The sequence below is a fragment of the Agrobacterium sp. 10T429 genome, assembly GCF_056393925.1.
The window spans coordinates 76378-97828 of sequence record NZ_JBFTGV010000012.1 but is presented as its reverse complement, the minus strand read 5'-3'; the positions used below and the strand labels follow the sequence as shown (position 1 = coordinate 97828).

Here is a 21451-nt window from a genome sequence, read left to right as displayed (position 1 = left end):
CATGGTGGTCGTAGAACTTCATTCATGTTTGAAGTCCTCCCAACTGTGCTCGCAAGGCTGCGTTTTCGGTTTCTAATTGCATCAGTTTTTCACGAAGAGGAGCGACTGCCTGCTCGACCTGCTGTTGGGTGTAGCGCGGAGTAATATGCTGGGGGCAGTTCCAGTCGTACGCTTCAAGCCGAAGCCTGAAAATCCCCTCCGCACGGCCTTTATATGTGGGGTMGGATACCAAATCGTTGAGCGTCGGGTCGGCATCAAGTGTCAGCCGATCGACATGGACATAGATTTTGAGCCTCGCCCTTCGCGCATAATCCATCAGAAAAAGACAGGCCCGGTCATTGGCAGCCAGATTGCCGGTGCTGATGTACTGTCGGTTACCGCGATAATCGGCAAAGGCCAGAGTTCGTTGATCAACGACTTTGAGAAAACCGGCATTGCCTCCACGATGTTGAACGTAGGGCCAGCCCGTTTCCGAGACCGATGCCATATAGAAGCTGTCACGTGCGGCGATGAAAGCGATCTCGTCTTCTGTGAGGGTATCGGAGGGACGGCTATCATTACCCAACCAGATCTGGTCCACGCCCATGGCAGACTGAGCGGCTCTGACGCTTGGCGTCACGGCGACTTCAAGGAAATGATATGGCATGTCTCAATCCCCTGTTAACGCAGGCTCGCACCACTGTGTCCCGGTGTGAGCCTAAGTTGTCTTATAGCAAGCCCGATTTTTTTGCGCTGCTATATCCTTCAGATCTGGCGTAGACGTTAGTCCTGCAAGCCCTAGCCTGCAACTTGCCAACGCATCTCGCCGCGATCAGCGACGATCCGACCAAGGCCCGGGAGAGACGATCAACAAAAAGCTCGGCATCGGGGTAGTTGTTTCTTACCACCAGGGACCAGTCCACCCATGTGGTTCTGGATCGTTCATGGCTAAAGCACCCGGTCTCCAGGCCAGGCTGGGAAGCCTTCACGCCATCTCAGGCTGCGCGGATCCCATTAGCGGCGCGGAAGACTTCGAATGCGCGTGGGACGCGTTAAGTCGCCGAGCCACAATGTCATGGTTGAGCCACAGAACTGGACCGGAGGGTTCGGAAGATTCACCGAAGATTAGCTGCCCTGTTGCCGTCACAACGAGACTGCTCAACAGATCGCTGATCATCACCTTGCTATCCCGATGCATCTGGGTGATTTCGTTGGACGTGCCGATGGTGAGATCAGCCTGCGCCTGGCTGTTTGCCATGGGCCATGCCGAAAAGTCATAGAACGGACGCATGACATCGCTGGCCTGCATGGCGGCGATCTTGCCGAAGACGTCTTCCATCGTTAGGCCATCTACCAGCAGCTGCTGGCAGGCCTGCCACTGGTCATCTGCCCATTGGCCGCCGTTTTCTTTCTTCAACGCAAGCAGCAGCGGTATCAGGGGCAGCTCGATACCGGTGAACACATCGGACGAATTGGTCCGGATTTCGGGGCAATTATAAACTGTTGCCTTGATCCCTTTAGCCCAGGCTTCCTCTGCAATGCCTTCGAGCCGCATCTTCGCGTAACCCTGGGTGTAGTTGGTGTAGGTCTGCCAACGATAACTTCCGTCGATGAGGACCGCCGATCCGTGATAACCATAGGCCGTATATCGCACTTGACCGCCTGAAGCTTCAACGCGCTCGCGGATCGCCGCACTGAAATCGATGAGATGGCGAAAGGTGTTTGCGGAGACGTCGTCAAAATTCTGCAGGATGAGTTTTCCCATGTCACTGTCGAGCAGGGTCTGCGAGGACATGTGGCGGGTTCCGGTTCCCTTGTAGATCCGATTAGCGATAACCAGGAACACCTTCGCCTTCGGGATGCCGCCTGCCATTGTGTGGGCGAAGAAAACATTGCGGCCATCGGCGATCATACCGTCGAGAACGGTCATGACTTTCGAAAGCGATTCCGTAAAACGCGCATTGGCAATGTCGCGGCATTGCCTGACATAGTCCCAGTCGAGCTTGTCGTGCTCCCAGCTCTCAAGCGTCATTTTTGCCAGGAGATCGGTGGGAGTCGGCCCGTCTGCGGGCGCATCGCGATCGAAACCCGCCATAAGAGGTATGTTGATGATCCTGCCGCCCAGCTGGGCCTCCGCCGAAGACAGTTCATCGGCGTCGAGCGGCCGCAGCGTGTTGTTCTCGTCACGCCGCCCGACGGTGATCCCCACAATCTCCATTCCAGCCCGTCTCGCTTCGTCGAGCAAGCCGGTGGCGTATCCGCGGCCGAACAGTTCGCCGAAGAGTACGAAAACGTCGCCTTTACGGAAGACCGTGTTTTCAGAAAGGCGATTCAATGCAACCGGATTTTCCATGCTGTCAACTCTTTAAAGTTTGTCATCGAACACTGGCTCGTGCAAGTTTTGCAAAGACATGACCGCATTGGCACGGAATGGGAACTCATTTTCGGTGACCGTTCATTTCAAAACGTGAAGTCGGTCTCTGTTCGCCCTACAATACAGGGGACGCCGAGGCTGGAGGATCGGCGCGCCGATACCAAAAAAGAGCTCGCTGGAAACATCGCGCCTCTCCAGTGGCGCACCACGCCGAATCTTGTCGCGTCGAAGACTGTTCAGACTGCCTTCTCGCAAGTTTGCAAGAAGACCGGTATCGACAAAATATGCACCAACGACCAGGCTTACGACAAAGATAGGCATCCTCGTTATCAATTGTCGCCAGTCGAACGCTCTCGGATCAGCTCGATGAAGGCACGCAGTTTGGCTGGCATGTGTCGCCGTTGCGAGAAATAAAGGCTAAGTCCCGGATATTCGGGAGACCAGTCTTCCAAAACAGGAATGAGATCGCCTGAGGCAATATGGGGCGCAAGTGCATGTTCACCCAGATAGGCGAGCCCAAATCCGGCAAGAGCGGCCTCCAGAATAAGGTCAGACCCATCAAATGTCAGATGGCCGCTGACATCGATCAAGTGTGTTTCCCCGTACTTCTCAAACTCCCAGCGATAGAGTCTCCCGCTTGTCATGCGCATCTGGATACAGACGTGCCGGGCGAGATCGGCTGGGACGACAAGCTTTGAACGGCCGTCGAAGTAGCGCGGCGAGCCGACGACGAAAGACCGCATTTTCGGAATGATCGGTACGGCCACCATGTCGGGCGAGATAGCCTCGGCGAGACGAATGCCCGCATCGAAACCTTTGCCGATCACATCCACGAGCGCATTTTCGGTCACTATCTCGATGTCGACATCCGGGTATCGACGGCTGTACTCGAGGATGAGCGGCTGCAGCAGAATGCGCGCCGCGCCCGGCGCCATATTCAGCCGGAGTCTCCCGGAGGGCCGATCTGAATGTTCACCGACATTTTCGATCGCCTTCTCGAGCGTCTGCAGGGCAGGTGCGATTTCAGATAGGAATTGCTCACCGGCTGCAGACAAGGACACGCTACGCGTGGTGCGGTTGAAAAGCCTGACGGCAAGGCGCTCCTCAAGTGCGGCGATCGCATGGCTCAAAGCCGATGACGACATACCCAGTTCGCGCGCGGCAGCCCGGAATCCACCGTGACGCGCGACGCCGGCAACCGCTTCAAGCTCGATCAGGCTTGCCCTCATTGCGCAATCCAGTTCATCAGGCTGTCCGATTTTGTCCTACTACACGCAACACTTACCGCATGCCATTTTTGCTGTGAAGCCATCACAGGAGAAGAAACATGCACATCATCGATCGGATCTATATCAACGGGGCGTTTGTCACGCCGCACGGCGATCAATGGGCGCCGCTTTTCAATCCGGCAACCGAGGACCAGATCGGCAGCGTGCGGCTCGCAGATGAGCGGGACGCCGACCGCGCAGTTGCTGCCGCCAAACGCGCTTTCCCAGCCTTTTCGAATACGACCAGAAAAGAGCGGATCGACATGCTGAACCGGCTGCATGCCGCGGTGTCCGCCCGAACCGACGATCTGGCGTCCGCCATGCGTGAAGAATACGGTGCGCCATCGGGCTTCATCGGCTTTTCAGCGTCACGCGCAGGTAGCGTCTTTCTCGACATGGCAAGAACGCTGAAGGACTACGAGTTCCAACGCCGCATGGGCAGCGCCGATGTCGAGATGCGACCGTCGGGTGTTGCCGTGGCGATCACGCCCTGGAACAGCAATTACAGTTTTATCTGCGGCAAGCTCTCCGCCGCCATTGCAGCCGGAGCAACGATGGTGATCAAACCTTCGGAGATGAGCGCCCAGCAGACGCAGGTGATCACTGAATGTCTGCACGCGGCCGGTCTTCCCGATGGCATTTTCAATATCGTCACCGGGTATGGAGGCGTCGTTGGTGCGGCACTGACGGCTCACCGCGACGTGTCCAAGATCACCTTCACCGGTTCCACTGCCACAGGTCGCGGCATTGTTCAGGCGGCCGCGGCCACTATGAAGCGCGTCACAATGGAACTTGGCGGCAAAAGCCCCAGCATCATTCTGGACGATGCCGATCTTGAGGTCGCCATCCCGCAGGTGCTGGTGGCAGGGTTCCGCAACAGCGGTCAGGCCTGCATTGCCGGAACCCGCATTCTTGCTCCAGAAAGCAGGTTCGGTGAAATCGAGGAACGGCTAAGCCACACCATCAAAGACTTCAGGTCGGGAGAACCGGCCGACGAACAGGTTCAGGTTGGTCCGATGGTCAGCCAGAAGCAGTGGGATCGCGTGCAAAGCTATATTCGCCTGGGACAGGAGGAAGGCGCCAGACTGCTGGCAGGCGGCGAAGGTCGTCCGGAAGGGCTGCAGCGCGGCTGGTTCGTCAAGCCCACCATCTTTACCGGCGTCCGCAACGACATGCGCATCGCGCGCGAGGAGATATTCGGCCCCGTGCTATCGCTGATCTCCTACCGCGACGAGGAAGACGCCATCACGATCGCGAACGACACCGATTACGGCCTGCAGGCGCACGTCTTTTCTTCCGACGTCGCGCGGGCAAAACGCGTCGCAAACCAGATCGAGGCAGGCCGCGTGTTCATCAACGATGCGCCGCATGACCCAATGGTACCATTCGGCGGATTCAAGCAATCCGGCTTCGGGCGGGAATTCGGCGTCTTTGGGCTCGAGGCCTTTCTCGAACCCCGTGCCGTACTGTCGTGACATTTAAAGGCCACGCAACTTTTTAGCTGCGTGGCCTGATGCCACATACCGTCGAGCGAACCCTGTTGGGCGGCCATTGTTGCACCTGGCGTAATGATGAAGTGTGAAGCGCGATCGTTCTCATCACCACGTAATAATAGCAATCTGCAGGTGCGGATCGGGAATTGACCCGAACGATACTCGCAGGAGCGCACAATGAAACTCTATCATCATCCTTTGTCGGGCCACTCGCATCGGGCCCGTCTGTTCCTTTCACTGATCAACCTGCCGCATGAGCTGGTTGAGGTGGACCTCATGTCCGGCGCGCACAAGACGCCCGATTTCCTCAAGATGAACCCGTTTGGCCAGGTTCCGGTTCTCGACGACGACGGCGAATACGTATCGGATTCCAACGCGATCCTGGTCTACCTTGCCAAGAAAACCGGACGGACGGACTGGCTGCCCGATGACCTGAAGAGCGCCGCAGCGGTCCAACGCTGGTTGTCGGTAGCTGCCGGTGAGATCGCTTATGGTCCGGCGGCGGCCCGCCTGGTCACCGTCTTTGGTGCCAAGTTCAATCCGGAAGAAGTCATTAGTCGCGCCCATGCGGTCCTTGGAAAACTCGAAACTCAGCTTTCCGACCGAGAATGGCTGGTTGGCGAACGCCCGACGATCGCTGACGTCGCAATCTACAGCTACGTGGCCCGCGCCCCTGAAGGCAACGTGGATCTCTCCACTTATCCTGCGGTCAACAGGCTGCTTCGTCGTATCGAAGCGCTTCCGGGCTTCGTGGACTTTATCGGGACTCCGGTTGGCCTTGCCGCCTGATCCGCATTCGGGTGCGCGCCGAAGCGTGCCCGATCCCTTCTTAGGAGAGCTGACATGACCGACACTTTGACAAAACTGCCGACATGGCACGAAGGCGAGAAGTTCATCCAGGAAAAAGTCGGTGTCGCCGAGCGTATGGAGGTCGTCGGCCAGCGGGTCGTTCGCGATTTCATGCCGGATCAGCATCGGGACTTCTATGCCCAGCTCCCGTTCATCGTCCTTGGCAGTGTGGATGGCCACGATGACGCATGGGCCACTTTTGTCGAGGGCCGACCCGGCTTCATGTCCTCTCCTACGCCGACCACGCTCGATATCCGCTCTACCTTGGAGCCAAGCGACCCCGCCAGCGAAGGAATGGCGGACGGCAAACCGATCGGCCTGCTCGGCATCGAGATGCACACGCGTCGCCGCAATCGCATGAACGGCTTTGTCTCCACCGCAGCGAACGGTTATCGGATCGATGTGGATCAGAGCTTCGGCAACTGCCCGCGCTACATACAATTGCGGGATTTCCAATTCGAGAGGGCACCCGGCCAACCAAGCCAGAACCAGCGTGAAGACCTGTCCGAGCTTGACGACCTTGCTCGCTCCACGATCAAGACTGCGGACGCGTTCTTCGTTGCCTCCTATGTCGACCGCGAAGACAGGCGCCAGGTTGACGTTTCGCATCGCGGCGGGAATGCCGGCTTCGTCCGCGTTGGCGATGATGACGTTCTCACAATTCCCGATTTCGACGGAAACCTTTTCTTCTCGACACTGGGGAATATTCTGCTGAACAAGAAAGCAGGTCTGCTCTTCGTAGACTTCGCGACGGGCGATGTGCTGCAGATGACAGGCGAAGCCGACGTCATCCTGGAATCACCCGAGATTGCGGCCTTCCAGGGCGCGGAACGGCTCTGGACGTTCAGGCCAACCCGGATCGTCCGGAGACCGAATGCACTCGCACTCCGCTGGGCATTCCAGAAGGATGGATGGTCGCCGAATTCTCTGATGACCGGGAACTGGGCGCAGGCAGCAGACCGGATGCGTGCCACCGGACTTTCAGACACATGGCGGTCGATGACGGTCACCAGGATCGTCGAGGAAAGCACGACGATCCGCTCGATCCATCTCCAGCCAAGCGACGGCGCGGGGTTGCTGCCGCATGCTGCCGGGCAGCACCTCCCGATCCGGCTGGTGCTGCCGGGAAGCGAGCGGCCTGTTGTCAGGACCTACACCCTGTCTGTCGCACCGTCCGATGGCATCTACCGCATCAGTGTCAAACGCGATGGGCTCGTGTCGCAGTTTCTGCACGACAGCATCTCCGTTGGCGACGTGATTGAGGCGCGGCCCCCCGCAGGGGAGTTCGGTGTTGACGCCCGTGCCACGCGCCCTGCAGTGCTCCTTGCCGGTGGTGTCGGCATCACGCCGCTGCTCGCCATGCTCCGTCATGTCGTCTACGAGGGAATTCGCAAACAGCGAATCCGGCCGATCACGTTGTTCCACGCTGCCCGCACGAAAGCCGAGCGACCTTTCGACAAGGAGATTGCCGAACTCGTGGCTGCGGCCAAGGGCGTGGTCCGGTTAGTGCGAGTTCTCAGCGACATCGGCGATGCCACAGAGGGCTCCGACTACGATACTGCCGGCCGTATCGACATGGCTATGCTCACCAAGCATCTGCCGTTCAACGACTACGACTTCTATCTGTGTGGTCCGCCGCAGTTTACGCAGGCGCTCTATGACGGTTTACGCGGCTACAACATCGCAGACGATCGTATCCACGCGGAAGCGTTCGGACCCTCGTCGCTGGTTCGGTCTGTAGAGGCCAAAGATGCCAGGGCCGCCCCTTTGCGTGCGCTGCCATCCGACAAGCCGGTGCCTGTCATATTCACGAACTCGCTGAAGGAGGCCCGCTGGGCACCCGGCTCCGGAACGCTGCTGGAACTTGCAGAAGCACGCGGTCTTCAGCCCGAGTTCAGTTGCCGCGAAGGCAATTGCGGTACGTGCAAAACAAAACTCGTCAAAGGCGCTGTGACGTACCTGAAGGAGCCGACAGCGAAGGTTGACGATGACGAGATCCTCCTTTGCTGTGCCATTCCAGCGAGCCAGGAAGGCGGCATCCAGATCGCCGTCTAAACCAACATTACTACGCCTGACGCAACAGTCACTTCCTGCTTTTCGACGTTCAACAACAACCGGTTACCAATCATCTTGAGGATCAGAGAGCCACGTCTCTCAAAACCATTAAAGGAGAATACCATGTCACGCATTCCTACCCCCGCCACGATTGAGGAGGCGCCCGAAGCCTCACGGCCGATCCTGGAGACCATCCAGAAGCAGATCGGCTCCGTGCCGAATATCTTCCGCCTCGTGTCCAACAGCCCAGCCGCCCTCAACGGCCTCGCCTCGTTGCAGGGTGCGCTCGGCAAGGGCAAGCTTGCACCCGCCACTCGGGAAAGGATCGCCCTGGCTATGGCCGAAGCCAACGGTTGTGACTACTGCCTTTCGGCGCACACCTTCACCGGAGCGAAGTTCGCCAAGCTCGATGAAGCGGAGATCGCTTCGAACCGCCGCGGAACATCGAACGACGCCAAGGCTGCGGCAGCCGTCGAATTCGCCCGCGCCCTGACGACCGCGCGTGGCTCGGTGGCACCAGGGGAAATCGTAAAAGTTCGGGACGCCGGCTACAGCGACGCGGAAATCGTCGAGATCATTGCGCATGTCGCGCTCAATACCTTTACAAACTACGTCAACGAAGCCCTCGATACCGAGATCGATTTCCCGCGTATCGATCGTCTTGCGGCATGACATTCAGGACGGGGTGACACGAGAGCCGTCATCCTTCCCTCCCCCTTACGAAACCTGGAGCCATCACAATGTCCCGTCCCCCGCTTCCCCCTTTCACTGAACAGAGCGCCATCGAAAAGGTCCGCCTTGCGGAAGATGGCTGGAACAGCCGCGATCCTGCCAGGGTAGCGCTCGCCTACACGGTGGATACTCGCTGGCGCAACCGTGCCGAATTCGTAACGAGCCGCGATGAAGCCGAGGCCTTTCTGGGCCGCAAGTGGAACAGGGAACTCGACTACCGCCTGATCAAGGAACTCTGGGCATTCACGGGCAACAGGATCGCGGTGCGCTACGCCTACGAATATCATGATGACAGCGGCCAGTGGTTCCGGGCCTACGGGAACGAGAATTGGGAGTTTGCCGAAGACGGCCTGATGCGGGCGCGTCACGCCAGCATCAACGAACACCCGATCGCTGAAGCCGACCGCAGGTTTCACTGGCCGCTCGGCCGAAGGCCTGACGACCATCCCGGTCTCAGCGACTTCGGCTTTTGAGCCGGGCGTCGGTCCGTTGGCCTCGTCAATGCCGTCGTTCAAACTCAACGAGCGAGTTCGAGTGTCCGTTGAACTCGCTCTTACCGCATCGAGCGGCGACCTGTCGCGGAAGCGCAAGCAGGAAGACGATAGCCGTGCGCTTGGGCTGACGGGTGCGGAAATCGATCTGGCACGCCGTGGCCTGAGCTTCGATCTGAAAATAGCGAGGGCCATAGCGTTTGCGCTCGCGATCAATGAGCACACACGTGCACGTGCAAGCGCCGCTGGCCTTTGTGAGCGAAGCTGCGTCGAAATCGAGCACCTTGCTGCTGCCAACCGACAGGTCGCTGGCAGCTAATCCATGCCGCGGACGGCTTGCGGTCTTGTCGTCCAGGATTCTACTATGGACACCGTATCGAGGGCATGGGGGACCGGATGGATCGTTGGCAGGCAATGCGGATTTTCGTGAAAGTAGCGGAGACCGAAAGTTTCGCAGATACCGCCCGCCAGATGCACATGAGTGCTCCTGCCGTCACACGGTCTGTTGCAGCCCTGGAAGATATCATCGGAGCACGCCTGTTCGTGCGAACGACCCGTTCGGTAAAAATGACCGAGGCGGGTGCCCGGTATTTCGAGGACTGCCGCAAGATTTTGTCAGACATTGCTGAAGCAGAGGCGGCAGCGGGAGGCTCCTACGCTACACCGACAGGCACCCTGTCCGTAACTGCTTCGGTCATGTTCGGGCAGATGTATGTGCTGCCCGTCGTGACGGGCTTTCTGGACGCATTTCCAACCATGAAGGCGCGAACCCTGTTTATCGACCGGCCTGTCAATATTGTCGATGAAGGCATCGATGTCGCTGTCCGCATTGGTCACCTCCCCGACTCCGGCCTCTCCGCCATAAAGGTCGGGAGCGTCAGGCGTGTCGTGTGTGGTTCACCGGCATACTTTGACCGACATGGCATTCCGACAACGCCATCCGACCTCAGGGATCATCGCATCGCGGCGTCCACCAGCGCCTGGGCCTCCCCTGAATGGCGCTTTTCCGACGATTTCCGCGTGACGATAGACGCTGCTCTTCAGTGCAACACCAACGAAGCGGCCATAACCTCCGCACGCGAGGGCTGGGGACTGACGCGCGTGCTGAACTACCAGATAGGCCCTGACCTTATGGCGGGCGACCTTCAGATCGTGCTCAGCGAGTTTGAAGAGCCGCCCCTGCCTATCCACATCATGCATCCAGAGGGTCGGAATGCACCCGCAAAGGTGCGGGCTTTCGTTGACATGGCAGTTGCCCGCCTGCGTGAGAACCGTCTCCTGAACTGATCCGGGCGCAGCGGGCAGATCAAAAACCAATCAGAATCTTGCCAATGGCCTTGCCGCTTTCCTGCAGTTCATGGGCCTCGGCAATCTGATCAAGCCCGAGCGTTACGGCGATCTTGGGAACGTAGGCTCCCGAAGCCGCGCAGGCCGAGACTTCCTCGACAGCATCGCGCATCGCTGTTTCCGGCATCGTATAGACGTAGACGAAACGGAAAGAAAAGCCACCAACGAGCGCCGGAAAGAACGGGATCGAGAGCCTGGCTTGCGGCGATCCCGTGGAGTAAGCCGACACGCCCCCGTCACGCGCAAGGCAGGCGATTGCCGTGTCGATGTTGGCGGAGATGTCCACGTCGACAATACGGTCGACGCCGTGACCATCGGTCGCCGACCTTATTTTCACAGCAACATCACCGGCATGCCTGTTGACGACGAGATCGGCTCCGGCTGCGCGGGCAACGTCTGCCTGTTCGTCGCGGCTCACCGTTGCCGCCACCCACGCCCCTGCCCACTTTGCAAGAAGAATGGCGGCGTTACCGACCGCACCGGCGCCACCGTGCACGAGAACCCGCTTACCTCGCAGGTTTGTATCGGCAAACAGGCATCGATGCGCCGTCATCGCGGGGACGCCGAACGACGCACCGACCCCGAAGGGGACGTTGTCGGCCAGCCTGACTGCCTGCCTCGACGGCACCACGACGAATTCCGCAGCCGTCCCGAACGCCCTCCCCGTCTGGGCCATGTAGACCCACACCCGCTCGCCTATACGTTCCTGCGACACGCCGGGGCCGACACTGTCGATGACGCCCGACCCGTCCTGATGCGGAACGATTCTGGGAAATGGCATGGCCTTACCGCCGAAGCCGACACGCGTCTTGATGTCCGAAGGATTGATGCCCGAGACCACGATCCTGACCCGGACTTCCCCCGCCCCGGGCTGGGGATCGGGAAGCTCTCCAACGGTCAATACTTCTCTCGCAGTTCCTTGCCGTTCGTAGAACGCAGCTCGCATAACACACCTCTCCTAAATGTGGCTTCCATCTGGGCGTGACACAGGCAAACTTGCAAGTAGGCAACAGTTTTGCCTATAGGAATAAAAAGTACACTAATGGAGAACTGAATGGCTGTTGGCCCAAAATGCCCGGTAGAAGTTACCGTCGATGTCACGGGCGGCAAGTGGAAGCCGATGATCATCTATCGTCTACTCGACGGTCCGTACCGGTTTGGAGAGCTGCGCCGCCTGGTCGGCGATCCGAGCCAGCGCTCGCTCACGATGCAGCTCCGCGAACTCGAGGCCGACGGGATCGTGAGCCGCGAGGTCTTCGCCGAGGTCCCTCCGCGCGTCGAATATTCCCTCACCGAATTCGGAAAAACGCTGGCCCCCGTGCTGATGGCGATGCGCGACTGGGGAGTTTCCTTCCAAGGTCGCTGTCAATCCACGAAGGCATGACCGGTCATCCGCGTCAGGGACCGGGCTTTGCCGCGAAGCGCTGCACGAAGAAGTCGATTAGCACTCTGACCTTCCGGGACACGTGCGATCCTGGCGGACGCACGATGTAAACGCCGATCTCCGGCAGGCCGTAGTCCGACATAATCGGCACAAGGGTCCCTGCGGCAACATAGCTTTCGGCGATCACAACCGGCAGTGCAGCGATGCCCAGTCCGGCTGCCGTCCCTTCGGCAATGCCAAGGGCACTATCCGCCTTGAACCTTCCCTGCGCATTGATGACGATGGTTCGGCTGCCATCGGACACCTTCCAGCTCTCGGTGCCCTGCAGGATCGCCTGATGGTCAAGCAGATCGGAAGGCTTTCGCGGGACGCCATGCTTCCGGAGGTATTCGGGGTTGGCAAACAATCCAGCCGCGAATGCACCGATCTTCCTCGCCGTCAGGTTCGAGTCCTGCAGATAACCGACACGTATCCCGCAATCAAAGCCTTCCGCCACCAGATCGACGTAACGGTCGCTGTAGTGCGCATGGAGCTGCAAGAGCGGATGCTGGCGGGCCAGTTCGGCGAGCGCTGGCGCAAAATGCCGCGGACCGAAGGATGACGGAACGGCGACGCGCAGCCGTCCCCGAAGCTCCCCGGTCGGCGCAATCTCCTCGCGCGCAACCTCCATTTCCAGGCACATGCGCGCGGCATGCTCGCGAAACGACGCTCCAGCCTCCGTCAGCGATGCACCTCGTGTGGTCCGGGCGAGGAGCTGGACGCCCAGCTCGCTCTCTAGACGAACGAGGCGACGGCTGACGATGGATTTCGGCAATCCGAGACGTCGCGCCGCAACCGTGATCCCGCCGCCATCGGCGACCTCAACGAAAGTCTGCATATCTTCGAAGCTGACCATTATTGCGTTCCATTTTCCGTTCCACAGAGTGGCTCATCCTAGAGCTACCGTGCCGTCTATCGCAACGCTAAATTCCACTCATCGAGCGGACCTAAATCCAACCCGACAGCCGCCGACAACGCAAAAAGGAATACGACAATGCATAAGGACGTCTTTACTCCCGAGAATTCCGCCATGCTGCTGATCGACCATCAGATCGGCACGATGGCCTGGACCCACTCCCACGACATCAACCTAGTCAAGCAGAACGCACTCAAGCTCGCCCGGATCGCCAAAGCCGCCAACATCCCGACCATCCTGACGTCCAGCATGGAAGAACAAATCCAGGGGCCGCTGATTCCGGAACTCAAGGAAATCCTGCCCGAGGCGTTCGAAGCCCGCATCAAGCGGCCGGGTATCGTCAACGCCATGCACCACGACGGCTTCAACCAGGCCGTCAAGGCGATCGGCCGCAACAAGCTGTTCGTCGCAGGCGTGACACGGAAATCTGCGTCACCTTTCCGGTCCTCCAGATGCTTGACGAAGGTTACGAGGTGCAGGTCTCGGCGGACGCATCCGCCTCTTACACCAAATACGGCGACGATATCGCCCTGAGGCGCATGGAAAAGGCAGGCGCAATTATCACCACTGTCGACCAGATCATCTCGGAACTCGCCGTCGACTGGACGAGGCCGCTCGGCCAGAAGCTCGTCGGTATCCTGAACTACCACTGACAGCGCAAGTCGCTGCGTTCGGCGCGGGCGATTGTCGCCCGCGCCCGAGATCGAAGGAAACAGTCCAATGACCATCACCAAAATCCCTGCAGGACGTATGCGCGGCAATATAGGCCAGGGCTTCGGCGTCGAGATCATGTATCCGGGGCTGTCACTGACAACCGACGACAGCGGGATCGGTCCCATCGGCAGGATTGACCGCGCCCAGGTTCAGCCGGGTCATCTCATAGGCATGCATCCGCACAAGGACGACGAAATACTGACCTACATGCGCGGCGGCGAGATGCTGCACCGAGACACCGTCGGAAACGAGAAAAAGCTCGACAAGACACGTTTCATGATGATGAACGCCGGCCATCACTTCCAGCATGAAGAGCTTATGCTTGGGGAAACACCCGTCCGGGCCCTACAGATTTTCCTGCGTCCTAACGCTCAAAATCTTGAGCCAATGGTGCAGTTTCATGATTTCGTCGATGAATTCAGTGACGATAGCTGGAGACTGATTGCAGGGCCACGAAAAGCGCCATTGACGGTAAGATCCGATGTCTGGGTCTTTGACGTGCGCCTCAGCGCAGGCACGACGCTGAGATTGCCAACCCCTGATAACTCCGGGTTGGCTTGCCTGCTCTTTGTCTTCAAGGGGAAAATTCGATTTGGAAACGAGACGGTCTCCGACGGAGAGAGCGTGTTCGTGACCTCGTTCGAACAACATCCAACGGCATTGACCGAGACCGATATCGTCTTGTTCTCGTTCGATACTGACGTCCAGGTATATCGTGGCGGCATGTTCAGCGGCAACCAGAAACGGGGCCGCTGAAGTCGTTCTTCGAGCGGCGCAAACGTGAACCAGGGGCTTTCTCGCGCCAAGTCTCTTCCAACGTTTCGGTGTCACCCACCGATGGTGTTTTTATGCATAGCAAAGGGCACCACTAGGTCGGCACCATCGCCAGCGCCTTCCGTGGCCACCCTCGATGAACGGAAGAGCAGTTCTGGCTAATCGTCGCTACCATCCCAATCTTCATAGCGATCGCTGGTGCGGATCACGAAGACCGTGGCGTCCGAGTGGACACAAAGCGCGTGCCATTGAAAACACGCAACTGAGGAGGGTTTGCTTCAGTGCTTAAGGTTGATCCAGTCTTCGGAAGAAGAACCTTCTTCCCCGGGGACGCAATCGAGATCATGCTGTTTGTGACCTGACCTCCGCAGATTACTCCCGAAAGAGCCACGCGTACCCGGCGAAGTCAGCTTCCGGCCTGTGCAAATTACGGTGCCAACCGTCGCCAAACGCTGCGCGCTGCGGCGCTGAGGCGGGCGCCATCGGCAGTCCGGGCTCAGACACTCCCGCCGCTACGCCCTTGATTCTCCTGAGGTCGCGCCCTAGATGTTTTAGAAAGTCCGGAGGAAACATGCATCAGGTTTTAAGTCAAAAAGCAGAAACTGGCGTCAAGGGACTGGATGATGTTCTTTCCGGTGGCTTTACGCGCAGGCATGTCTTTTTACTTGAGGGCTCTCCAGGGACGGGCAAAACAACGATTGCTTTGCAGTTCCTTATTGAAGGAGAAATACGCGGCGAGCGCTGCCTTTACATCAGCCTGTCGGAAACGGACGAAGAATTGCGCGATTGCGCCAGATCGCATGGCATGGAGATTGGTAGCGGGATCGAGATATTTGAACTCGTCCCCCCGGAAAGCCTTCTCGACGCCGAGCAACAGCAAAGCCTGCTCTACTCCTCAGATCTCGAGTTGGGTGAAACGACAAAACTGATTTTCCAAGCCTTTGAGCGGATCAAACCCCAGCGCGTCGTAATTGATAGCCTCTCTGAAATTCGCCTTCTAGCGCAGAGTTCGTTGCGATACCGCAGACAAATCCTCGCATTGAAACACTTCTTCGCTCGCTCCGATGCAACGGTGCTGCTGCTTGATGACATGACGTCGGAAAATTTTGACAAGACGGTCCATAGCGTAGTCCACGGTGTCATTCATCTCGAACAGCTTGCTCCCGATTACGGCTCCGAGCGGCGTCGGTTGAGAGTGATCAAGTATCGCGGTCAGTCGTTTCGCGGCGGCTATCATGATTTCACTATCAAGACTGGTGGCGTTGCAGTTTTTCCGCGCCTTCGCGCGATTGAGCACAGAACCGAATTCGAACGAACGACCCTGTCGAGCGGTCTTTCCCAATTCGACGGCCTTCTCGGTGGGGGCGTGGAGCGTGGATCAAGCACTCTCCTCATCGGCCCTGCTGGAACCGGAAAGAGCCTGTTTGCTCTGCAGTTCGTCAACGCCGCAGTCGAGCGTGGGGAAAAGGCTGCGGTCTTCATTTTCGATGAGGAACTTGGTCTCCTTTACGCACGCACCAGATCAATGGGTATCGACTTGGAGAAGCTGCAGGCAGATGGGCACGTCCACATCGAGCAACTCGATGCCGCCGAACTATCACCGGGGGAATTTGCACAGCGTGTGCGCGACCGGGTATCAACTTTCGATGCCAAGACAGTGGTGATCGACAGCATCAATGGCTACCAGGCTTCCATGCCGGAAGAGAATGCTCTCATCTTGCACATGCACGAACTGCTACAGTACCTCAACAGGCAGGGAGCCAACACATTCCTGACGGTCGCCCAGCATGGCCTCGTCGGGGACATGAAATCGCCCGTCGATGTCACTTATCTGGCAGATAGCGTCATCCTCCTGAGATATTTCGAGGCGCTCGGAAAAGTGCGTCGCGCCGTATCAGTGATCAAGAAGCGCACAGGCCCTCACGAAGACACGATCCGTGAGTTCAGAATATCCGGCAACGGACTGACCCTCGGAGAACCACTTTCCGACTTCCAGGGCATCCTTCGCGGCGTTCCAAACTTTGTCGGCGATCAACACCCGCTTCTTCCTCTCAACGGGGAGGGTAGCAAGAATTCCTAACGGCGACACACGCGCACTTGTCTATGCTCCGATCGGCCGCGATGCGCAAATTGCAGCGTCACTCCTGAAGGAAGCTGGTGTATCTTCCACCACCGTGGCTGACATTGCGTCGTTTGTCGCAGGTCTGGGGGACAACATCGCCTTCGCTGTGGTGACCGAGGAGGCATTTCGTTCAGCGGACCTGAAAGGGATTTTTGCTTGGATCGCAGCGCAGCCCAGTTGGTCTGATTTGCCATTCATTATCCTGACAAACCGCGGCGGAGGACCTGAACGCAACCCGACTGCGGCGAGGCTCTCTGAGGTTCTGGGAAATGTGAGCTTTGTCGAGCGACCTTTTCATGCGACGACTTTCATAAGTGTTGCCCGGTCGGCCATGCGCGGTCGCCGGCGGCAGTTCGATGCCCGGGCCCGAATGGAAGCACTCGATGAAGGCGAGCGTCGCCTCCAGACGGCCCTTGCCGCCGGCCGGCTTGGCGCGTGGGAGCTCGATCTTGCAACCAATGAACTGACCACTTCGGCAACATGTCGATTAATTTTTGGCCGCGGTCCCGACGAAGAGTTTTCCTATGCGGACCTCTTAGCATCGGTCCATCCTGATGACTTCGAGCGCATGCAGTTGGCTGTTCGAGCAACGATCGAAACGGGCGCCGACTACGCGATAGAATACCGAACGGTCTGGAATGACGGGTCTACCCACTGGGTGGAGATCCGTGCCCAGCTCTACAGGGACCGCACTGGCAAGGCCATCAAGCTTGTTGGCGTATCGGCCGACATAACCTCACGTCTGAAAGCGGAAGAGCATCAACGGCAGTTGAATGAGGTTCTGGAAGAGCGCGTCGCGGAGCGAACGCGTGAACTGGAAGAAGCATATGCTACTGTCATGGAAGAGGTAAGCCAGCGAGAACGAGCTGAGCAACACTTGCGCCAGTCCCAGAAGATGGAAGCGATCGGCCAACTCACCGGCGGCGTGGCGCACGATTTCAACAACCTCCTGATGGCCGTCCTCGGTAATCTTGAGTTGCTGCGAAAGTGCGTTGGCAATGACGCAAGGGCAATCCGCCTCATCGAGGGTGCCCAACAGGGCGCAAAACGTGGCGCTTCCCTCACCCAGCGGCTTCTCGCTTTCTCGCGCAGGCAGGACCTACGCATTGACCCGGTCGATATGCGAGCGCTGGTTACCGGAATGGAAGACCTTCTGAAAAGGTCCGTCGGCTCGACCGTGGTGATCAAAACTGACGTGCCAGATCACCTTCCTCTGGTCTCGGCCGACGCCAACCAGGTCGAGCTCGCGCTCCTCAATCTCGTTGTCAATGCCCGTGATGCCATGCCTGACGGAGGCGAGATCGTTATCGGGCTGGACCATGTCCATCAGAACGTCCAGGCCGGTGAGCTTGCGGCAGGCAATTACGTCGCCCTCTCGGTCGTCGACCAGGGCCACGGAATGGATCGTGACACACTGCAAAAGGCTATCGAGCCGTTTTTTTCGACCAAGGAACTTGGAAAAGGCACCGGACTTGGTCTTTCCATGATCCATGGCCTGGCGTCCCAGTTGAAAGGCGACCTCAAGCTGACAAGCGAACTGGGTAAGGGCACAAGGGCGGAACTGTGGATCCCAATCTCGACATCCGAAATCACAAATGACTCCGCAGCGATTGAGGTCTCGGCTGGCCCGACCGCGAGCGCATCAGGACCGAAACGAATACTGCTGGTGGATGACGACCCTCTCATAGCGATGAGCTCAGCCGATATGCTGATGGACCTCGGTCACGATGTCGTTGAAGCGCATTCGGGGAAAGAGGCACTGGAACAGCTGGGAGACGGAACCGGCTTTGACCTCCTGATCACCGACTATTCAATGCCTGGTATGACCGGCGGAGATCTGGCAATTGCAGTGCGCCATATTGTCCCAAAGCTTCCGATACTCATCGCCTCGGGCTATGCAGAACTGCCGCCTGGAGTTGATCTTGACGTTTCCCGGCTCGGCAAGCCTTACACGCAGGATCAGCTTGAGCGGGAGCTTCATAAGCTGTTCAACGATCCAATCCTGACAGGCCACGTTGTCAGGAATGGACAGTAATATGAGGATGGTGGCGCAAGCGGTTTAACTTACCGACCAAATATCGGTGAGAATGCGTTTAACGGGCTTCGGTCATGAGCACACAAGCGTGAAGTAGACCGAGCCTACGTATTCCATACTGGCTGGCGGTTATGTTCTGCCGCGAAAGAAGCGGAACACATGTCCGCACCAAACTCAGAAGTCATATCAGAAGAATTCTCTTGTGCACCCGGAGGCTTCCACAAATCTCCTCAAGCACAGGCTTGGACTATCCAGGACCAGTCATCTTTCTAACACCCAGCAATGAATCAGTGTCCCTTCCTATGACTGACTCAACATCCCTAGTTTGCAGGATCACGAGAAATCGGTGACAAAGAAGACGGCCGCGCCAATTCCCGCTGCAAGCAACGTCGCTCCGGAAAGGGGAAGCCAAAATCGACTGGGTCCGGCGACCATTGCCAGTGAAAGGCGTCCAGCCCCGTTTGCGACTATTGCCATGAGGATAGCCTCTCCTACCTGACCTGTCGAAATGATAGCACCATCGAGGCGGATTGCACTCAGCACGGCAACATCGACATCGAACACGCCAGACAGAGCAGAACTCGCAAGAACACTGACTGACCCAAATCGCTCGACCAAGGCCGCGCTGAGCGTTGAAACAACCGCGAAACCTGCAGCAAATATCAGCAACTGCATAAGGTCAAAAGGATTGCGGGGGAGCGAGCTCTCGTCGGCCTTCTGCGCGTACCGCACAGGCCAAATGCCAACGCTGCAGCAATCGCCGATGGCGCAATTATCTTTAGCAAATCAGGTTTCAGCAGAGCAACTACGATGCAGACACGGATAATCGAGACCATTGCTGCAAGCGAAGCCCCGCCCGCCAGTGGAAAGGCATTCATTACACCATGTGCGCTTTTCGCCAAGGCGACGGTGACCGATGTCGATGAGATAATGCCGCCCGACAGTCCAGTGATAAGGGTACCCTTCGTCGGTCCAAGCATGCGGACAGCAATGTAGCCGAGATAGGACAGTGCGGCCGTCAGGACGGTGAACAGCCAAACCTCGTGAGGATTTAATCCACCCCACGGATCAATGGTCCGGTTCGGCAGCAGCGGCAGTACGATTGTGGTCATCCCAGCCAGGAGGACCGCCGACCTGACTTCAGGCCATGTCAACCGCTTCAGCAGAGAATGGAGGATTTCCCTGCTGGCCAGAAGCCCTGCCAAAGCTGCTCCACCAGCGGCGGCCACTTTGTAATCACCGACAACAGCGAGTGCACCCAATGCGAAGACACACAGCGCCGCAATTACGACCGTGACGCTGAAATCTTCGTCCTGACTCGCCTTCCAAAACTGGAACCAGCCGACTAATGCACCCAACACTGCAAATCCAATCACAAGCATCCAGGGAGCCCCAGAGAGTTGTGAGAGAGCTGCGATCACAGCGCCGAGCAGTCCCGTGATTGAGAACGTTCTTATGCCGGCAACACGCTTGCCTTCCAGTTCGTCGCGTTCACGCCAGCCCCGTTCCAACCCGACCAGCAGCCCTATGGCGATAGCGACGCCAAACCTAAGCATCAGCTCTGTCATGTCATCACCTGTCCGGTCATCTGTGTTGCAGCCAACTGAAAGCCTCGCAGCTACCCCAACCTTAAACACAGATGCCAGTTTCCTGCATGACTTTCTCGCGTTGTTCTTGCATCACGTTACAGCCATTGGGCACCCTAGAAACCTTGTCCCTCATGAACGCTGGTACCCGTCTTGATCGCAAGCGTGCCATCAGCGAAAAACCTGTCAATGTCGAGCGAAGCTTCCTCAGAAGTGCCGAATTAACATTCCCCACTTCACGAGTGGCCACCAATCTCGCCTTAGTTCGCTCGACGAGGTTTAGCGCCTTCATAGAAATCGAACCGTCGGGCTGCAGTCCCTTCACACACGCAGCGCATCAATGACGGCGCGCAGGCCGGCCGACAGGTATTTCCGCGTCGGGTAATAGAGATACAGCCAGTCCTCGGGCGCACTCCAGGATGCCAGGCATTCGACCAGGCTGCCGCTCTGGACATAGGAACGCGCGCGCTCTTCCCAGACGTAAGCCAGCCCCACGCCCGAAAGTGCCGCCTCGACCATCAGTTCATGGTCATCGAGCGACAGAGATCCGGTCGGCTCGAATTCGATGATCTTGCCAGCGCGGCTGAACTCCCAAGGGTAGGGTTTGCCGCTTGGATAAATATTGCGGATGCAGACATGGCCACGCAGATCATCCGGGGTTTTAGGAAGCGGATAACGTTCGAAATAGCTTGTTGAGCCCACGACGGCAAACCGAAGCCGCGGTTTGATCTTCACAGCCGTCATGCCATCGCGCAGACTTTCTCCAAGACGGATGCCGGCATCGAACCCCTCCTCCACAATGTCGACAAGCCGGTCGGTAGCGACGATTTCCAGCTGAAGCCCGGGATTTTCTGCAATCAGAGGACCGATGACTGACCGGAATACGAACGGTGCGACCGAATTGGGCGCATTGATGCGAACCTTGCCAAAAGGCGTATCGCGAAACTGGTTGAGGGCATCGAGCGCCGAGCCGATCTCGCCGAAGGCGGGCGACAGTTGCGCAAGCAACATTGCCCCGGCATCAGTCAGCGACACGCTGCGGGTCGTTCGATTGAGCAGACGAATGCCGACGCGTGCCTCGAGATTACCCACCGCATGGCTGATCGCCGAGGCCGTCACCCCGCGCTCTTCACCGGCACGGCGAAAGTTGCGGTGACGGGCGACCGCATCGAAGGCCGCGAGCTCAGAGAGATCCGTACTGCGCATTGTCAAATCTCACTCATCATTGAGAGGAAGATTATCTCTCTAATCCTGATCGTTGAAAAGGTCCAGATTTCTCCTCGCAAACCGGCG

At 58.1% G+C, this 21451-nt stretch carries 17 protein-coding genes and 2 pseudogenes; 12 read left to right on the top strand and 7 right to left on the bottom strand.

Features of this window, described 5'->3' with window-relative positions; all coding sequences use genetic code 11:
- Positions 1 to 22: 22 nt before the first annotated feature.
- From AC1DCP_RS22660 to AC1DCP_RS22650, 3 genes are all read right to left on the bottom strand, one after another.
- Positions 23 to 646 carry a pyridoxamine 5'-phosphate oxidase family protein gene (locus tag AC1DCP_RS22660; RefSeq protein WP_476774648.1) on the bottom strand — a complete coding sequence of 208 codons (624 nt, stop codon included), beginning with the start codon at positions 644 to 646 and terminating at the stop codon, positions 23 to 25.
- Positions 647 to 964: 318 nt separating this feature from the next.
- Positions 965 to 2332, bottom strand: coding sequence for an enoyl ACP reductase FabMG family protein (locus AC1DCP_RS22655; protein ID WP_065687674.1), 1368 nt, complete (start codon positions 2330 to 2332; stop codon positions 965 to 967).
- Positions 2333 to 2682: 350 nt separating this feature from the next.
- Positions 2683 to 3582 (bottom strand): LysR family transcriptional regulator, encoded by a 900-nt coding sequence (locus AC1DCP_RS22650; RefSeq protein WP_013637534.1) that lies wholly within the window; start codon positions 3580 to 3582, stop codon positions 2683 to 2685.
- A gap of 98 nt (positions 3583 to 3680) precedes the next feature.
- Here AC1DCP_RS22650 and AC1DCP_RS22645 point away from each other — a divergent pair, with 98 nt between their 5' ends.
- From AC1DCP_RS22645 to AC1DCP_RS22615, 7 genes are all read left to right on the top strand, one after another.
- Positions 3681 to 5096, top strand: coding sequence for an aldehyde dehydrogenase family protein (locus AC1DCP_RS22645; RefSeq protein WP_476774647.1), 1416 nt, complete (start codon positions 3681 to 3683; stop codon positions 5094 to 5096).
- A 195-nt stretch (positions 5097 to 5291) separates the two neighbouring features.
- Positions 5292 to 5903 carry a glutathione S-transferase family protein gene (locus AC1DCP_RS22640; RefSeq protein WP_065687675.1) on the top strand — a complete coding sequence of 204 codons (612 nt, stop codon included), beginning with the start codon at positions 5292 to 5294 and terminating at the stop codon, positions 5901 to 5903.
- Between the two features lie 54 nt (positions 5904 to 5957).
- Entirely contained in the window at positions 5958 to 8018 is a 2061-nt protein-coding gene (locus AC1DCP_RS22635) for a 2Fe-2S iron-sulfur cluster-binding protein (protein ID WP_065687676.1), read from the top strand.
- Between the two features lie 123 nt (positions 8019 to 8141).
- Entirely contained in the window at positions 8142 to 8690 is a 549-nt protein-coding gene (locus AC1DCP_RS22630) for a carboxymuconolactone decarboxylase family protein (RefSeq protein ID WP_025591651.1), read from the top strand.
- Between the two features lie 68 nt (positions 8691 to 8758).
- Entirely contained in the window at positions 8759 to 9223 is a 465-nt protein-coding gene (locus tag AC1DCP_RS22625) for a nuclear transport factor 2 family protein (RefSeq protein ID WP_003517037.1), read from the top strand.
- Positions 9224 to 9284: 61 nt separating this feature from the next.
- Positions 9285 to 9560 (top strand): hypothetical protein, encoded by a 276-nt coding sequence (locus tag AC1DCP_RS22620; RefSeq protein WP_065687678.1) that lies wholly within the window; start codon positions 9285 to 9287, stop codon positions 9558 to 9560.
- A 77-nt stretch (positions 9561 to 9637) separates the two neighbouring features.
- Positions 9638 to 10528 (top strand): LysR family transcriptional regulator, encoded by an 891-nt coding sequence (locus AC1DCP_RS22615; protein WP_003517041.1) that lies wholly within the window; start codon positions 9638 to 9640, stop codon positions 10526 to 10528.
- Between the two features lie 19 nt (positions 10529 to 10547).
- On the opposite strand, the gene AC1DCP_RS22610 is transcribed toward AC1DCP_RS22615, so the two are convergent.
- Complete coding sequence (locus tag AC1DCP_RS22610) at positions 10548 to 11534, bottom strand: NADPH:quinone reductase (protein WP_013637530.1); 987 nt, start codon at positions 11532 to 11534, stop codon at positions 10548 to 10550.
- 108 nt (positions 11535 to 11642) lie between these two features.
- Here AC1DCP_RS22610 and AC1DCP_RS22605 point away from each other — a divergent pair, with 108 nt between their 5' ends.
- Complete coding sequence (locus AC1DCP_RS22605) at positions 11643 to 11972, top strand: winged helix-turn-helix transcriptional regulator (protein WP_003517048.1); 330 nt, start codon at positions 11643 to 11645, stop codon at positions 11970 to 11972.
- Positions 11973 to 11985: 13 nt separating this feature from the next.
- On the opposite strand, the gene AC1DCP_RS22600 is transcribed toward AC1DCP_RS22605, so the two are convergent.
- Positions 11986 to 12867 (bottom strand): LysR family transcriptional regulator, encoded by an 882-nt coding sequence (locus AC1DCP_RS22600; protein ID WP_013637529.1) that lies wholly within the window; start codon positions 12865 to 12867, stop codon positions 11986 to 11988.
- Positions 12868 to 13005: 138 nt separating this feature from the next.
- On the opposite strand from AC1DCP_RS22600, the pseudogene AC1DCP_RS22595 reads away from it, so the two are divergent.
- The 4 genes and pseudogenes from AC1DCP_RS22595 (at position 13006) to AC1DCP_RS22580 (ending at position 18572) form a co-directional block, all read left to right on the top strand.
- A pseudogene (locus tag AC1DCP_RS22595) lies at positions 13006 to 13580 on the top strand (isochorismatase family protein).
- Positions 13581 to 13647: 67 nt separating this feature from the next.
- Positions 13648 to 14397: a pirin family protein gene (locus AC1DCP_RS22590; protein ID WP_003517051.1), complete on the top strand. Its 750-nt coding sequence runs from the start codon at positions 13648 to 13650 to the stop codon at positions 14395 to 14397.
- A gap of 589 nt (positions 14398 to 14986) precedes the next feature.
- Complete coding sequence (locus tag AC1DCP_RS22585; protein ID WP_003517052.1) at positions 14987 to 16495, top strand: ATPase domain-containing protein; 1509 nt, start codon at positions 14987 to 14989, stop codon at positions 16493 to 16495.
- Positions 16437 to 18572, top strand: a complete 2136-nt coding sequence (locus AC1DCP_RS22580) for a hybrid sensor histidine kinase/response regulator (RefSeq protein ID WP_050923895.1) — start codon at positions 16437 to 16439, stop codon at positions 18570 to 18572. Before AC1DCP_RS22585 ends, AC1DCP_RS22580 begins: the two co-directional genes overlap by 59 nt.
- Positions 18573 to 18905: 333 nt before the next feature.
- Here AC1DCP_RS22580 and AC1DCP_RS22575 read toward each other — a convergent pair.
- Positions 18906 to 20128 (bottom strand): annotated as a pseudogene (locus AC1DCP_RS22575) (MgtC/SapB family protein).
- A gap of 351 nt (positions 20129 to 20479) precedes the next feature.
- Positions 20480 to 21364: a LysR family transcriptional regulator gene (locus AC1DCP_RS22570; protein ID WP_003517057.1), complete on the bottom strand. Its 885-nt coding sequence runs from the start codon at positions 21362 to 21364 to the stop codon at positions 20480 to 20482.
- Positions 21365 to 21451 lie beyond the last annotated feature (87 nt).

Bases quoted from the DNA above. Each gene is read 5' to 3' on its own strand.
- AC1DCP_RS22630 (WP_025591651.1), top strand. From the start codon at position 8,142: ATGTCACGCATTCCTACCCCCGCCACGATTGAGGAGGCGCCCGAAGCC.
- AC1DCP_RS22605 (WP_003517048.1), top strand. From the start codon at position 11,643: ATGGCTGTTGGCCCAAAATGCCCGGTAGAAGTTACCGTCGATGTCACG.
- AC1DCP_RS22650 (WP_013637534.1), bottom strand. From the start codon at position 3,582: ATGAGGGCAAGCCTGATCGAGCTTGAAGCGGTTGCCGGCGTCGCGCGT.
- AC1DCP_RS22645 (WP_476774647.1), top strand. From the start codon at position 3,681: ATGCACATCATCGATCGGATCTATATCAACGGGGCGTTTGTCACGCCG.
- AC1DCP_RS22585 (WP_003517052.1), top strand. From the start codon at position 14,987: ATGCATCAGGTTTTAAGTCAAAAAGCAGAAACTGGCGTCAAGGGACTG.
- AC1DCP_RS22625 (WP_003517037.1), top strand. From the start codon at position 8,759: ATGTCCCGTCCCCCGCTTCCCCCTTTCACTGAACAGAGCGCCATCGAA.
- AC1DCP_RS22615 (WP_003517041.1), top strand. From the start codon at position 9,638: ATGGATCGTTGGCAGGCAATGCGGATTTTCGTGAAAGTAGCGGAGACC.
- AC1DCP_RS22590 (WP_003517051.1), top strand. From the start codon at position 13,648: ATGACCATCACCAAAATCCCTGCAGGACGTATGCGCGGCAATATAGGC.
- AC1DCP_RS22610 (WP_013637530.1), bottom strand. From the start codon at position 11,534: ATGCGAGCTGCGTTCTACGAACGGCAAGGAACTGCGAGAGAAGTATTG.
- AC1DCP_RS22570 (WP_003517057.1), bottom strand. From the start codon at position 21,364: ATGCGCAGTACGGATCTCTCTGAGCTCGCGGCCTTCGATGCGGTCGCC.
- AC1DCP_RS22635 (WP_065687676.1), top strand. From the start codon at position 5,958: ATGACCGACACTTTGACAAAACTGCCGACATGGCACGAAGGCGAGAAG.
- AC1DCP_RS22655 (WP_065687674.1), bottom strand. From the start codon at position 2,332: ATGGAAAATCCGGTTGCATTGAATCGCCTTTCTGAAAACACGGTCTTC.
- AC1DCP_RS22640 (WP_065687675.1), top strand. From the start codon at position 5,292: ATGAAACTCTATCATCATCCTTTGTCGGGCCACTCGCATCGGGCCCGT.
- AC1DCP_RS22600 (WP_013637529.1), bottom strand. From the start codon at position 12,867: ATGGTCAGCTTCGAAGATATGCAGACTTTCGTTGAGGTCGCCGATGGC.